Origin of the sequence: Vibrio sp. B183 (assembly GCF_000740665.1) — a bacterium.
Classification (GTDB): Bacteria; Pseudomonadota; Gammaproteobacteria; order Enterobacterales; family Vibrionaceae; genus Vibrio; species Vibrio coralliilyticus.
On the sequence record NZ_JPQB01000010.1, the window covers coordinates 118995 to 132629 of the forward strand.

A 13635-nucleotide genomic window follows, 5' to 3' on the forward strand; every position below is an offset into this window, starting at 1 on the left:
AGAAAACCTTAACCGAACACACTCTCATAGTGTTCTACGGTCGGGAATGGATCATAAAAATGATGTAAAAGTGCTTTCCATTCCTGGTACTCAGCAGATTGTCTGAATCCGATTTCATGGTCTTCCAATGTTTGCCAGTTCACTAACAAAATATAGCGCCCCGGATTTTCCATACAGCGTTGCAACTGATGTGAAACATAGCCTTTCATACTTGAAATGATGGCCTGAGCTTTTGCAAAGTTTTGCTCAAAATCTTTCTCCATATCAGGCTTCACATCCAAGATTGCGACTTCTAGTATCATGGTTTTTCCTTAACCTAAGATGAACATCAATAAAAATAACTTATACTAAGCCCTGCCAGACTGCCGTCGCACCACTTACAGTACACAGCATCAATGCTCCAAGACGAATCTTCTCTTTGGGTAGAGATTGAGTCGTTGCTAAAGCGAGTTTATAACCCAACCACGCAGCAGGAAGAAGAGGAATACTGATCCACAGATGATGCGTCGTCAAAAAGCCCGCAGGCATTTGGATAATCAATGAAATGATTGAGCTGAACACAAAAAAGGCCGACAAATTGCCTCTCAACTGATTCGCTTCCTGATGTTGTAACAACAAGGCCATCGGCGGTCCACCAATACCTGAACTTGTGCCGAAAAAGCCAGAAAAGAAACCGGCAACGCCCATGCGGGTTGGTGTCGGTTCAATACGAAAAGGAAGTAAGCTCACTGCGACAGCAAACAGCACCAATAGACCAAGCCATAATGCCAGCAAGTCGGTCGATACCATCACCAATAGCACGCCTCCCGCTATAGAGCCCGGTACTCGACCAATTAATGCCATCTTAAGCCCACCAATCTCTACGCTATCACGGTGCTTCAAAGCATTCAGAATTGAGATATAGAGCGCTACCAAGCAGATAGGGGCGGGAACATAATCTGGCGAGACAAGAAACAGTAGAGGCGCGGCAACAATCGCTAAGCCAAAACCTATCGCTGTCTGTACGAACGAGCCAAGGAAAATCAGGAAAGCAGCAAGCAATGCCTCTGTCGTTATCCATTCAGAAAACATATAAAGAAAGACCGTTGGGAGCAAAGGTCTTCATCATAATCTAATTTGTTCTCAAGCGGTCCCAAAAATACCTTCTGGCACGTTTTTATTTTCCACCACGCTAGAGATTGAATTACAAGGCTTCAATATGCTCCAAATAATACTCTGCCTTTTGCAAAATCTCACTTTGTGCATGGTCATCAAGATTGTCCCAAGATCGATAAATAACGCCAATACGTGGGTTCTGCGTTAGCATTTCTCTGTGTTTGTGCATGAAGCGCCAATACAAGCTATTCAACGGGCATGCATTGTCCTGCGTTTTTTCACTATGGTTATAATGGCACCCTCTGCAGTAGTCACTCATTCGATTGATATACGAGCCACTCGCAGCATAAGGTTTAGTCCCCACAATGCCACCATCCGCGAACAGAGCCATACCTCGGGTGTTAGGCATTTCTACCCATTCAATCGCATCCACATAGATACCGAGATACCATTCATCAACCTGGGCTGGGTCAATCTCTGTTAACAAACAAAAGTTACCCGTCACCATGAGTCTTTGAATATGGTGCGCATAGGCAAAATCCAACGACTGCCCAATGGCTTCTTTCATACATGCCATCTTCGTCTCTCCAGACCAAAAATACTCAGGCAAGTGGCGTTTAGCGTCGAAGTGGTTGTGCTCAGCATAATCTGGCATATTGGCCCAGTACACGCCTCGGATGTATTCCCTCCAACCGAGTATTTGACGTATAAAGCCTTCTGCCTGAGAAATATCAATGTCTGGGTTTGACTCATACGCTGACAACGCACTATCAATCACTTCGAGAGGGTGAAGCATTTTGCTGTTTAAGGCGAAGGACAATCGACTATGGTAAAGCGACCATTTTGATTCATGCGCCTGTGTCATTGCATCTTGAAACCGACCAAAGTTAGGCAGGCATACTGAGCAAAAGTGGGCAAGCAATGTCAGACTCTGATTGCGGTTGATCGGCCATAACAACGGGCCTTCAAGTTGCCCTATGGTGCTGATATTGTGCCGCTCAAGCGACGCTCTAATCTCGGTGACATCATTTCCAAACATTAGAGGGGTTGGCAAACGCTCTATATCCGCTGCTTTGAGTTTGTTGCGATTGTTCGCATCGTAATTCCACTTTCCACCTTCAGGTTTTCCATCATCCATTAAGATGCTGAAGTTTTTTCGCATTTTACGATAGAAGTGCTCCATCATAATGTGCTTTCCTTGAGGAAAGTGCTGCTCAATCTGCTCAAAAGGAAGAAGGAAATGTTCACTCTCTGTACGTTGAATACGGCAGCCTTGTATCTCTATTTCATCGAGGAGCGTTGCTAAACGAAACTCATCTGGTCTTTGATACTCGAACACTGTTGCACCAGACTCTTTGACATAGTGATGAATGAGTTGCGAGACATCAGAAAATTCCAAAGTTTGGTCCAGATTGAGATGCAACACTTCATGCCCATCTTGCTGAAGTTCATGCGCAAAGGCCTGCATTGCAGCGAAAAATGCACACACCTTTTGTATGTGATGCCTAACATAAGTTGCCTCTGGATGGAGCTCTGCAATCAAGTACAACACTGATTTGTCTGACTCTTTAAACCAAGAGTGACGCATATTGAGCTGATCGCCGAGAATAAGGCGGATAGTGTTAAACGTCATCTTAATCATCTCCTTTTAAACAAGAGAGTGGCCAGTCGACCATATCAACATGATCACTTGGTATAATCACTTTGTTTCCATGCCACCGCTCTATGAAAACCTTATCTGGATCGTACATTTCCGTTTGTTTCGCTAAATTAAAATGACGAGAACCTCTAGGGTCCGCACCCACGCCCGCCAAATATTGCCAATTCCCCCAGTTCGAAGCGACATCATAATCAACGAGTTGAGTCTCAAAGTAGGCGGCTCCGTAGCGCCAATCCAAACCAAGTTCATGAATCAAACAACTTGCTACGAGTTGCCTACCTCTATTAGACATGTAACCCGTCGCTTTAAGCTGTTTCATGCATGCATTGACGATTGGGTATTGAGTTTCACCATGCTTCCATTGCTGAAAACGGTAGCTGTAAAAACTTGTCAATGGAGCAGCATCTTTCAAGCCGGAAAACTTAAACAGACGTCTTCCCCACAGTTTTCCGTACCAATGGAAATACTCACGCCACAACAGCTCAAAGAAAATCCAGTATGTTGAGTCATTTGCCCCCTCCCTCTGCTCATATTCTTGAAGCAATACAAAGATTCTTTTCGGACTCAGGCATCCTACGGCTAGCCACGGAGAAAACTTAGTAGAAAAGTCAAAACCATCAAGCTCGTTGCGAGTTTGTTTGTAGTGACTTGCTAAAGATGTAGCAAAGTAACCTGAACAGTGAGCAAGCCCTAGAGTTTCTCCGCCAGCGAATAGCTGACACGATACCTCTTCCATGTTTAATGTGCTGATTACCTGCGCAGGTGGTTCTGGCAATGCAGACAGGCTTGAATCTACACCGATAGGAAGGTGCTCGACTTGCTTTCTGAATTGAGTAAAAGTACTGGGCAATTCACCTAACGTAAAAGGGAGAAGGCGTTGGCTGAAGAGTGTGTTAACTGGCTCTTGAATGCAGGTGAGATCCGAGTGTAGCTGAGACAACCTATCGACTACACTTTGCTCATTGACACCGGAAAAAAGATCACAGTAAAAATGCGTGACGCCGTAATCTTGGATAAAACGATTGAGAACATCCAGGGGACGGTCATCAAATACGATCAATTTCTGGCCCATATTTTCGAGAGACTGCGATAAACAGGCCACGGATTGTTGCAGAAATGCCAATCTCTCAGAGCCTAAACTCTGCTCTTGTGAATAACGAACCAGATATCTGTCCATCTGAGGCAAGCAATAGACGCAAAGCAGGCTGTCAACTTCGCAACTCGCCTGCCATAGCAATGGGTTATCTTGGATGCGAAGATCACAAGTGAACCAGTAAAGACCAACTTTTTGTTTCAAGCCTCAGCTCCTGACTTTTCTCTTTCACGTTAGTACGGAACTAAGACTTATAGTGAATAAATTTATTACGCTACTGCAAAGCGTCGAACAGGCTTGTCGTTGATTGGCAGGTGAATAATCGCCGCAGCAAACGCGAGAACAACTGTTGACCACCAAATGGGCTCATAAGAACCGTAGTAATCATAAATACGACCACCAGCCCAAGCCCCTAAGAAACTGCCGACCTGATGAGTGAAAAAGACCAGCCCATAAAGCGTCGACAGATACTTAGCGCCGAAGATCTGCCTCACTAAGCCAGACGTCAACGGCACCGTACCGAGCCAGCAAAAACCGATGGCCGCACCAAATATCGCCGCTGTGTGCTCAGTGACTGGCAACGTCACAAATGCGCCAATCACCATGGTACGCATCAGATACAGCGCAGACATCACATGGCGTTTGCTGAATTTATCGCCCATCACTCCCCAAAAGTAAGAGCCGAAGATATTGAAAACCCCAACGTAAGCGAGTGCCATCGCAGCCGTTGAGGCTGGTAACTGTTTGTCTGCTAAATAGCTAGGTAGGTGCGTCGCGATGAACATCACGTGGAAGCCACAAACGAAGAAACCAAGATGGATCAGCCAATAGCCTCTATGAGCAAACGCTTCTTTTAACGCCTGCTTAAGCGTCAAATTATCTTCCTTTATCTCACTAGTAGAGTGCCCTTGGTTGGCCGCGGTTTTCGGCGCTCGCATAAACAATGCAAACGAGATCATTGTTGAGCAAAGCATAGCGAAGCCTTGAAGAGCCCCTTGCCACCCCAGATCACTCAGCAGCATCTGCGCTCCAGGAATCATAGCAAACATACCAAAGGAGCCTGCAGCAGTGGTCAAGCCAAACGCTTTTGCTGCGTGCTCCGCAGGGACAACTTTAGCAACAGCACCAAGGACAATGACATAGCTGGTTGCACTCAGGCCCAAACCAACGAGAACACCAAGTGTCCAATAAAGTGTTGAAGGCTCGACAGCGATGGAGGTCAAATACAGGCCGACGCCATACGCGATAGCTCCTGCAATGATGATGCGTTTAGCACCAAATCGGTCGGCTGCCATACCGACAAACGGCTGAAATACACCAAACAGCAAATTTTGCAGCGCAATAGCAAAGCTGAAAAATTCACGTCCTGTTTGAAAGTAATCGGAAACCGGCATCATGAAGATACCAAATGATTGCCTGATACCCAGGCAGATAACCAAAATGGCGATGCCTAACCAGACCATTGCTGGAAAACGGAAAATGCTCATGAACTTACCTTAATGATGGTGATGATGAGAATGGTCACCGGACATATCATGACCTTGCTGGTGGCAACCGCTATTGATAGCCTGCTCCGCTAACAGTTCCATCAGACGCGGGGACTGATGAACGGCTAACAGAGTTAGGCAAAGCAATACCGTCATTCTCGAGAGCTGAGCAAAAAGTGATTGAGAAAACATGATTCATAGTCTCAGCAAGAAAATAAAGAGCGCGAAGTGTATTGAGCCTCTCGTTATGACTCAAATGACATTTTTACAATGACTCTATGCATGTTAGTCATAGAGTCATTGTAGATTCCTCAATCACCCGTTACGCCACTCTTTGGCGGCTTCAATCGCACTGGTCAATCCATGCCACTCAAGCAAGCTTTGTTGATAGTCCGCCGCTTTGCCTTGAAGAGAAAGGCCGTAACTCTCAAGCCGGTAAGCTAAAATCGCATAGAAGGCGTCAACCATGGTTGGCTCATCGTACATAAACGGCAACCGAGCCTTGGCAAAAATGGTATTGATACGCGTGAGATCAGAAGCCAGCTCTTGCATAGGAAGTGGGTCAACATCCGGTTTATCCAGAGTAAACGAGCAATACGTTCTCAACGCAACAAAACCTGAGTGCATTTCACAGCATAAACTCCGTGCTTCTGCTCGTTGAGACTCGCTTTGAGGTAACAATTTCCCTCCCGATAGCTCGTTTAAATACTCACTAATAGCAAGCGAATCATGGATTACACAGTTGTTATCCGTAATGAGTGCTGGTACGAGCCCTGTCGGAGACATCAGTTTAAGTTGTTCTTTCGCCTCAGGTTTCGTTAGATCGATCACCTGAGTTTCCATCTCTATTCCTGTAATGTAAGCACATATCCAAGCGCGCAAAGACCACGTAGAATCTGTTCCAACAATTAAACGCATGTTTCAACCTCCTGTTTAACCAGCTCAAACGCTTCATCAAGCCAGCCTGTGACTCCACCAATCATTTTTTTCACAGGTCTACCAAGTTTTGCCAAACGAATGGCCGCCTTCTCGGTGCCATTACAGTGTGGCCCCGCACAATACACCACAAACTGTGTGTCTGGTGGAAAGGCACTCAGGCTCTTTTCATTCAACCTCGGGTGAGGAATGTTAATCGCTCCCTTCACGTGTCCTTGCGCAAACAGCTCTTCTCCTCTGACATCAAGCAACACAAAATCCATACGATCATTGCTGACGGCATGATGAACATCCCAGCAGTCTGTTTCAAACTCCAATAGCCGACTGAAATGCGCCAACGCACGCTCACTACTGGCGGCTGGAACTCTAGTTACTGCACTTGTCATAACGTCTCCTTGTTTGTCTTTTGAATCATTATTGCGTTGAAATGAGCAACTCAACACTGGCCTAAAAGTCAATATTCGATAATAATCAGCCAAAGACTATCGCTCACTAACGAGTTTCCAGATGATCAAAGTTGCCATTCTTGCCCACTCTCACATCACCTTGTTTGAAATGTCCTGCGCTGCGGAACTGTTTGCCTTGCCTCGACCAGAGTTCGACCCTTGGTATTACTGCGAGATCATTAATATGGAGAATAAAGATTTTGAAAGCACAGGTGGTGTTACGCTCAGCACGAAGTTTGTCGAGAGTTTAAAGAGTTACCACACATTGATCATTCCAGGATGGCCGACTGGAGACTACGAGATTCCTCCCCTGATTCAGCGCGAGATTCGTCAGTTTGTCGCTGATGGTAAACGCGTTTTGTCGCTCTGTTCAGGCTCTTTTTTGCTGGGAAAACTCGGACTGCTCAGAGGACGTAAAGCCACCACACACTGGATGTATGAAAATGCATTTCGTGAGCATTTCCCTGATGTCGAATACCAGAAAGATGTACTTTACGTATTAGATGGACAGATTGGTTGTTCAGCTGGAAGTGCATCTGCCCTCGACCTTGGTCTGGCGATAATCCGTCACGATTACGGCTATCAGATTGCCAATCAGGTCGCGAAAAGGCTGGTCATATCTTCCCACCGAACAGGCGGACAAGCGCAGTTTGTTGAAACACCCATGCTCAAAGTTCCGAGCACATTTTCACAAGCTATCGCCTGGGCGTCTGCGAATCTGGATAAAGCCATCACTGTCGAAGACTGGGCTCAACAAGCCAGCATGTCTCGACGTACTTTTGATCGTAAATTTCGCACCAGTTTCAGCCTTTCCCCTAAAGAATGGCTGATCCAACAGCGCATCGAAAGGGCAAAAGGGTTGCTGGAAACCGAGTCCCTACCAATCGAACAATTGGCTAACCAAGCAGGGTTTGATAACGCCGTCACTATGCGCCATCATTTTCGCCGCTTGGTGGGCGTTTCGCCACAGAAGTACAGAGCGCAGTTTGGTCAAAACTGAGAGAGAAATTGACCTTAATCAAACGTATGGCGTTTCTATCCTTTGTGACGATGTGAAAACGACAACGCGCTGATAGCATGGCTGACGTCGTTCACTACCAAAGTCAGCTATGGATGCAAAAATGAATCAGGTGCTATTGGAAATAGCCCTCAACCTGAGCTCTAACCTCAACAGCGAAGCCCAGTATCAGCATTTGATTGATGGTATTGATCGGGTGTTTCCTTGTGACGCCAGCGCGCTATTCATTTTGGATCAGGATGGATTCCTCACCCCCGTTGCGGTGAAAGGCTTGTCCACCAGCGTCCTCGGTCGACGGTTCTTTCCTCAAGCACACCCAAGGCTGGAAGCAATCATGGCAAGCAAGCAACCGGTTCGGTTTAGCGCCGATTGTGAGCTACCAGACCCCTTTAGTGGTGTACTACTTAGCGAAGAAGCCGAGTTAGACGTACATGACTGTCTTGGTTGCAGCTTATACGTGGATGGGCAACTGGTCGGCATACTGACTCTGGATTCTCTCAACATCGGCGCGTTTGATGCCATAGAGCCAATGACTATTGAGACATTCGCAGCACTGGCGGCTGCCACGTTACGCAATATTGGCCAAATTAAAGCGCTCAAAGCCCAAAATCGCAAACAGCGCTCTGTCACCCAAACCCTGATTCAGCAAGCTCGCTCAAAACAGGGTGAGATGGTCGGTCTTAGCCCTCAAATTCAACAGCTTAGAACCAATATTGCCACCGTCGCTCAATCAGATTATGCCGTTCTAATCACAGGTGAAACGGGTGTAGGGAAAGAGTTAGTGGCTCACAGTGTCCATGCGCAATCAAGCCGCCGAGACAAACCAATGATTTACGTCAACTGCGCCGCTTTACCCGAAGGCTTGGCAGAAAGTGAGCTATTCGGCCATGTCAAAGGGGCATTCACCGGTGCCAACAGCTCACGAGCAGGTAAATTCGAGCTGGCCGATGGTGGTACCATTTTTCTTGATGAATTGGGAGAGCTACCTTTAGTTCTGCAAGCAAAACTGCTGCGTGTGATTCAGCAAGGTGAGCTGCAGCGTGTCGGTAGTGACAAGCATTTACTGGTCAATGTAAGAATTATTGCTGCGACGAACCGTTTACTTGAAAATGAAGTCGAGCAAGGGCAATTTCGCGCCGACTTATTCCACCGTCTAAATGTGTTCCCGATTTCCGTTCCAGCGCTACGTAAGCGCGAGGGTGATATTCCTGTTCTTGCGGGCTATCTTCTGGAAAAAGTCCGTAGCCAGTTCAACATCCCTAACTTGCATTTACACCCTAAAGCCTTGGTACTTTTGGAAAAACAGAGCTGGCCCGGTAATGTACGAGAGCTGGAGCATACGCTAACCCGCGCAGCGTTAAGAGCTATTCAGGAACAACAGCAGATTATTCACATCAATCACTTTGACGGCGGCTTCGAGAATTCGGATGTAAAAAGCACATCACATTACCTGCCGCAAAGTAGCCAAGGAATGAGAGTTCTCGTTGAGTCTTACCAGAAAGACCTCATTGTACACGCACTGAAAAAATCGAATCGTACTTGGTCTAAAGCGGCGGAGTTTCTACAAATGGACCGTGGTAATTTGTACCGAATGGGGAAAAAACTAGGCGTTGAAACCTAAGTTCAATAACACATAGGTAGGCCCGCAGGCCTACCTGATCTCTCACAACCGTCTAACAAGACTAAGCCAAAGAAAGTGTCGCCTCCGAACAGCCCCCTTTCTGGTGTGATTGTCTTAGTTTTTCCTTGAGATAAACAATGAGTTCATCAACAGCTACCTGAGTAATTGTCCCCTCCTCACGACATTTTATCGCTAGACTGTTTTCGGCTCGCTCTTTGTCTCCCACTACGAGCACATAGGGTATCCTGAGCTTATGGAATCGCTTAAGCTTTCGCCCTACTGAACTCGAGCTCAGATCGACCGAAACAGGGATATCATGCTCGATGCAAACGGCTTCAAGCTGGCGAGTGAAGTCATGGTCAGAATCACTCACCGACGCAATGGCAATCGGCATAGGATGCAGCCAATCAGGAAGGTGTCCTTGAGACGATTCCAACAACACGCCAATCCAACGTTCAATAGAGCCATACATTGCTTGGTGCATAATAACAGGGGCTTCAAATTCTCCTTGCTCATTAGTGTACTGAACGTCAAACCGCTCGGCTAAATTGAAGTCGAACTGAATTGTGCCACATTGCCAGCTACGCCCCATAGAATCCATCAATGACAGCTCGATCTTAGGCCCATAGAAAGCCCCTTCTCCCGGCTGAAATTCTGCTTGTAACCCCTCATGCTCACAGGCAGAGGCCAATAGCGCTTGTGCTCTCGACCAATACTCACCCGACCCTAGTGCTTTTTCTGGCTTAGTAGACACTTTTACTCCCAGTTCTCGATAGCCATAATCACCATAAACTTGCTTTGCGCGTTGCAGAAATCGACAAATTTCCTCTTCAGCTTGCGACCATCGACAGAAGACGTGTGCATCATCCTGAGTAAACTGACGAGCCCGTAAACAGCCATTCAGTGAGCCCGATGCTTCATTTCGATGCACCAGTCCAAACTCAAACAGTTTAAGCGGCAAATCTCTGTGACTATGAACACCTCGTTTGTACATCAGAATATGGGCAGGACATGACATTGGCTTCAGAACATACCCACTTTTCTCCTCTGAACTACCACCGAAAAACATATTGTCAGCGAACATGTCAATGTGGCCTGAAGTCTGCCATAACTCTTGCTTCATAAAGATTGGTGTATTGACCTCTTGAAAACCATTTTGACGATATACACATCTCATATGATCTTGAATAGTCTGAAATAATCGCCAGCCATTCGGGTGCCAAAAAATCATCCCCGGCGCCTGAGGCTCAGAGTGAAATAAATCTAGTTGTTCTGCAATTTCGCGATGAGTTTTCATATCATTTTCCTTGTGTGTGTGTTCTGAGCGAAAAGCAAAACCAAGGCATAAAAAAACCTCTGGCGAAGAATTCGCTCAGAGGTTTTTTTAAAGACGTGAAAAACTACCCCCCGAGCAATCTCGTGGTGGTAGTGGTTTGATTAGCGTTTGAATAAATCAATTTCATATTTAAGTAGTAACAATTTTCAAAACTCACTGCAAGCACATATTTCAGCCACGTTGTTGAAGTTTCAATCTCCCAACGACTGAGTTGTATCGATCATTTTGAGTGCCTGATGATAGAACACTTCGATCAAAACCAGTGTCGAGTTATGCTCTTGCCATGTAAACTTGGAGATACGACCTTGGTTTTGAATGAATCCACACTGTTTCGAATGTTCGATTGTAGGAAGTGAGCACTCAATAAATTGATAAGGGCTACGCTTAACCGATTGATAGGAGAAAAGTAGCTGCTCTCCCAATGATTGACCTTCTAAGCCGCAATACGCTGCAACTGTTTTCTCATGCTTAGAAAACAAAGTTGATTTGGCCCAAACCAAAGGAAAAGCACCATCACAAAGTATCACTTCCCGAGTGTAAACTGGGCTTTGTCTAACCATACGTATTGGTTGAATCTGGAAATCTTCACTCGCAGAACGTAAAACCTGTGTCAGTGAGCCCAAGCCTTTCATTGCTTGAGGCACTACTGTTGAGTCAATCACGCGGAAATTCATGCGACGTCCTCCACAACCTTGTCTCTGAGGTCAGGGACTAACTTGAAGCACAAAAGGCTTACCACGCCAATTAAACTAGCCAGCAATAGGAAAAAACGCTCTGTACCAAACATGTTTTGCAAATTGAGCACGAAGGCGCTCAACGCCTGCCCCAGAAAATAGAACATCACAAAACCGCTCAGCACGGATGTTCTCAGCGCTGGTATGCTCGTCTGAATAACCAGATGAGTGAGCACTGGCAGCAATAATCCAAACCCAATACCTGTGCTGACTAATACTATGTACGCGCGCCAATCATATTGTGTTTGCGACAACGCTAGAAATGCAGTGGTGAAACACATAAAGCAAAGCGCTATGACAAGCTTCTCACCATAGTTGATGACGCCATGTCTAAAGAAATACGCTACGAAGGCTGACAACAGACTCATCGCCCCCATCGCCAACCCCGTTTCAGAGCTGTTGAAACTTTGAGACGTTTTCAATAGATAAGGTAAGCCAAGCAATACTAGGTAGTATGACAACATACCCACACACCCAAGTAGATAAAACGGCAAGACCAGCCTAAAGCCCAACCAGCCTAGTTTAGACCGAAATTGAGTACGCACTTTTTTACTTGGGGGAATTCCTTTTAAAGACAGTGCGAGTGTCAGCAAAGCAATCAGATAAATAGTAAAAGGCAGTCGCCAATGCAAAGAGGCTAACCAACCGCTGGCAACGACAAAAGCAATCCCTCCAAGGTTGACCGCAATGGCCTGTTGAGAGATAAAATGCACTCTTTCCTGACCTGAAAAGTAGTCGCTAATCAACTGGTTGATCACCGTCATGCAGATGACGATACTTGCCCCGAAAACGACTCTTCCAACAAGCAGCGCTGCTAATGAATCCAGCCACAAGCCACTACTACCCACGACTCCATAAAATCCAAGCCCTAACATTAAGCTTTTCTTCTCCCCCAAGTGGTCAATCATACGACTCACAAATCGCGCAAAGCCAATGACCGCAATGGCGGGAAGCGTCATTAACAGTGAAACGCCGAACGGGTCATCAAACACATGGTTTAGTTCAGTCAAAGACGGCGCAATCGCAGCATTGGCCATGACGAGTAAACTGCTACCAAGTAGTAAACAGGCTCGGGTTAAGTTAGGAACTGATGAGGTTTTCATTATTGGCCTTAAGTAGGGCTGACATAGGCCAAAGGTTAGAAGTTTTCACTCAAGCCAAATAGCGCAAAATTGGCAACACAGCGTTGCTTTGGATATAGGTTTCAATGTGTTATTAAAGATTCAAATTGAGAGAGAAAGCAGATAGTATGGACTGGAACCTAAACGATCTTCCGATATTTATTGCCGTCATCGAAACCGGCAGCGTTTCAAAAGCAGCAAAAAGGCTTGGCAATCAAAAATCCAGTGTCAGCCGAGCCATAAACAGATTGGAAGAGTCGTTGAATATTAAACTGCTTGAGAGAAACAGCCGACATCTGAACCTGACCTCAGACGGAGAACAGCTATACAATCAACTTAAGCCGCTGATGCAGAACCTGTCTGCAATCAAAGAGCAAGTTCCATCGCAAAGTCTATGCGGCACTCTCCGCATCGCCACTACGTTCGCCTTTTCTCGGGAAATATTGTCACCTAACCTTAAGGCCTTCACCGAACGTTACCCCGATATACAGCTATCTATTCGCAGCATGTCGCACCGTGCTCACTTACTGGAAGACAAACTTGATCTCGCAATTCAGCTCGGTGATTTAGCCCCTTCTGGTTTTTATGCCAAAAAGCTCACTGTTGTGAAGTTACTCTGGTTCTGCACACCTGAATACTTGCTGGCGAATCCAGAGCTCCAATCGGCTACGTTGGACACTTTGCAGCAGCACGTCAGCTTTTATCACGATCAGGAAAACAACCAGTCGATGCTGTACTCAACAATGCCTGATGGCAGTAAACAAACCATAGAGTTTAAACATGCTAACCAACTGGATGATGTTCTTCTGGTACGAGATATGATCGCATCTGGCAGTGGCGTTTCACTGCTGCCTGACATTTACTGTCGTCAATTATGTCGTGACAGTAAGCTAGTACAAATCGCCCATGATATTAACGTTTTACCGCATGTGAATATTTCAGCCGTTTACGCTAGCAAAACCACTTATTCTCCTCGTTTAAAAGCCATGCTCAACTTTATGGAAAAAATCACTGCACAGTACGTTGGCGAGTGTTAAACGTAAACTCGCTCAGAGCTCGGTATTGAGAAAACATCAAAAACGCCGACT

Annotated in this window: 13 protein-coding genes and 1 pseudogene; 3 read left to right on the forward strand and 11 right to left on the reverse strand. The window is 46.0% G+C overall.

Annotated features, from left to right (window positions below; genetic code table 11):
* Positions 1-8: 8 nt before the first annotated feature.
* The 8 genes from IX95_RS11485 to IX95_RS11515 form a co-directional block, all read right to left on the reverse strand.
* Entirely contained in the window at positions 9-302 is a 294-nt protein-coding gene (locus IX95_RS11485) for an antibiotic biosynthesis monooxygenase family protein (RefSeq protein ID WP_038160041.1), read from the reverse strand.
* 40 nt (positions 303-342) lie between these two features.
* Positions 343-1071: a sulfite exporter TauE/SafE family protein gene (locus IX95_RS11490; RefSeq protein ID WP_038160043.1), complete on the reverse strand. Its 729-nt coding sequence runs from the start codon at positions 1069-1071 to the stop codon at positions 343-345.
* A 112-nt stretch (positions 1072-1183) separates the two neighbouring features.
* Positions 1184-2728: a cryptochrome/photolyase family protein gene (locus IX95_RS11495; RefSeq protein WP_038160045.1), complete on the reverse strand. Its 1545-nt coding sequence runs from the start codon at positions 2726-2728 to the stop codon at positions 1184-1186.
* 1 nt (position 2729) lies between these two features.
* Positions 2730-4052 carry a DASH family cryptochrome gene (locus tag IX95_RS11500; protein WP_038160046.1) on the reverse strand — a complete coding sequence of 441 codons (1323 nt, stop codon included), beginning with the start codon at positions 4050-4052 and terminating at the stop codon, positions 2730-2732.
* A 65-nt stretch (positions 4053-4117) separates the two neighbouring features.
* The gene (locus IX95_RS11505) at positions 4118-5335 is read right to left on the reverse strand and encodes an MFS transporter (protein ID WP_038160055.1); all 1218 of its coding nucleotides are present in this window, start codon (positions 5333-5335) and stop codon (positions 4118-4120) included.
* Between the two features lie 9 nt (positions 5336-5344).
* Positions 5345-5527 carry a hypothetical protein gene (locus IX95_RS25885; RefSeq protein WP_081885428.1) on the reverse strand — a complete coding sequence of 61 codons (183 nt, stop codon included), beginning with the start codon at positions 5525-5527 and terminating at the stop codon, positions 5345-5347.
* A 123-nt stretch (positions 5528-5650) separates the two neighbouring features.
* Entirely contained in the window at positions 5651-6253 is a 603-nt protein-coding gene (locus tag IX95_RS11510; protein ID WP_038160058.1) for a glutathione S-transferase, read from the reverse strand.
* Positions 6244-6657 carry a rhodanese-like domain-containing protein gene (locus IX95_RS11515; RefSeq protein ID WP_038160061.1) on the reverse strand — a complete coding sequence of 138 codons (414 nt, stop codon included), beginning with the start codon at positions 6655-6657 and terminating at the stop codon, positions 6244-6246. The genes IX95_RS11510 and IX95_RS11515 overlap by 10 nt, the downstream gene beginning before the upstream one ends.
* Before the next feature lie 121 nt (positions 6658-6778).
* Between IX95_RS11515 and IX95_RS11520 the strand changes: the two genes are divergently transcribed.
* Together IX95_RS11520 and norR are read left to right on the forward strand one after the other, a co-directional pair.
* The gene (locus IX95_RS11520) at positions 6779-7717 is read left to right on the forward strand and encodes a helix-turn-helix domain-containing protein (protein ID WP_038160064.1); all 939 of its coding nucleotides are present in this window, start codon (positions 6779-6781) and stop codon (positions 7715-7717) included.
* A gap of 109 nt (positions 7718-7826) precedes the next feature.
* Entirely contained in the window at positions 7827-9356 is a 1530-nt protein-coding gene (norR, locus tag IX95_RS11525; protein WP_038160067.1) for a nitric oxide reductase transcriptional regulator NorR, read from the forward strand.
* Between the two features lie 61 nt (positions 9357-9417).
* Here the strand turns inward: norR and thrS are convergent.
* The 3 genes and pseudogenes from thrS to IX95_RS11540 form a co-directional block, all read right to left on the reverse strand.
* A pseudogene (thrS, locus tag IX95_RS11530) lies at positions 9418-10662 on the reverse strand (threonine--tRNA ligase); the annotation flags it as partial.
* 221 nt (positions 10663-10883) lie between these two features.
* Positions 10884-11366 carry a hypothetical protein gene (locus IX95_RS11535; protein ID WP_038160070.1) on the reverse strand — a complete coding sequence of 161 codons (483 nt, stop codon included), beginning with the start codon at positions 11364-11366 and terminating at the stop codon, positions 10884-10886.
* Positions 11363-12529 carry an MFS transporter gene (locus tag IX95_RS11540; RefSeq protein WP_038160072.1) on the reverse strand — a complete coding sequence of 389 codons (1167 nt, stop codon included), beginning with the start codon at positions 12527-12529 and terminating at the stop codon, positions 11363-11365. The genes IX95_RS11535 and IX95_RS11540 overlap by 4 nt, the downstream gene beginning before the upstream one ends.
* A gap of 146 nt (positions 12530-12675) precedes the next feature.
* Here IX95_RS11540 and IX95_RS11545 point away from each other — a divergent pair, with 146 nt between their 5' ends.
* Positions 12676-13584: a LysR family transcriptional regulator gene (locus IX95_RS11545; RefSeq protein ID WP_038160074.1), complete on the forward strand. Its 909-nt coding sequence runs from the start codon at positions 12676-12678 to the stop codon at positions 13582-13584.
* The last annotated feature ends 51 nt before the right edge of the window (positions 13585-13635 follow it).

What these genes read in the sequence shown, in the direction of transcription:
- IX95_RS11485 (WP_038160041.1), bottom strand. Translation starts at nt 302, where the DNA reads ATGATACTAGAAGTCGCAATCTTGGATGTGAAGCCTGATATGGAGAAA.
- IX95_RS11520 (WP_038160064.1), top strand. Translation starts at nt 6,779, where the DNA reads ATGATCAAAGTTGCCATTCTTGCCCACTCTCACATCACCTTGTTTGAA.
- IX95_RS11515 (WP_038160061.1), bottom strand. Translation starts at nt 6,657, where the DNA reads ATGACAAGTGCAGTAACTAGAGTTCCAGCCGCCAGTAGTGAGCGTGCG.
- norR (WP_038160067.1), top strand. Translation starts at nt 7,827, where the DNA reads ATGGATGCAAAAATGAATCAGGTGCTATTGGAAATAGCCCTCAACCTG.
- IX95_RS25885 (WP_081885428.1), bottom strand. Translation starts at nt 5,527, where the DNA reads ATGTTTTCTCAATCACTTTTTGCTCAGCTCTCGAGAATGACGGTATTG.
- IX95_RS11535 (WP_038160070.1), bottom strand. Translation starts at nt 11,366, where the DNA reads ATGAATTTCCGCGTGATTGACTCAACAGTAGTGCCTCAAGCAATGAAA.
- IX95_RS11490 (WP_038160043.1), bottom strand. Translation starts at nt 1,071, where the DNA reads ATGTTTTCTGAATGGATAACGACAGAGGCATTGCTTGCTGCTTTCCTG.
- IX95_RS11545 (WP_038160074.1), top strand. Translation starts at nt 12,676, where the DNA reads ATGGACTGGAACCTAAACGATCTTCCGATATTTATTGCCGTCATCGAA.
- IX95_RS11540 (WP_038160072.1), bottom strand. Translation starts at nt 12,529, where the DNA reads ATGAAAACCTCATCAGTTCCTAACTTAACCCGAGCCTGTTTACTACTT.
- IX95_RS11505 (WP_038160055.1), bottom strand. Translation starts at nt 5,335, where the DNA reads ATGAGCATTTTCCGTTTTCCAGCAATGGTCTGGTTAGGCATCGCCATT.
- IX95_RS11510 (WP_038160058.1), bottom strand. Translation starts at nt 6,253, where the DNA reads ATGCGTTTAATTGTTGGAACAGATTCTACGTGGTCTTTGCGCGCTTGG.
- IX95_RS11495 (WP_038160045.1), bottom strand. Translation starts at nt 2,728, where the DNA reads ATGACGTTTAACACTATCCGCCTTATTCTCGGCGATCAGCTCAATATG.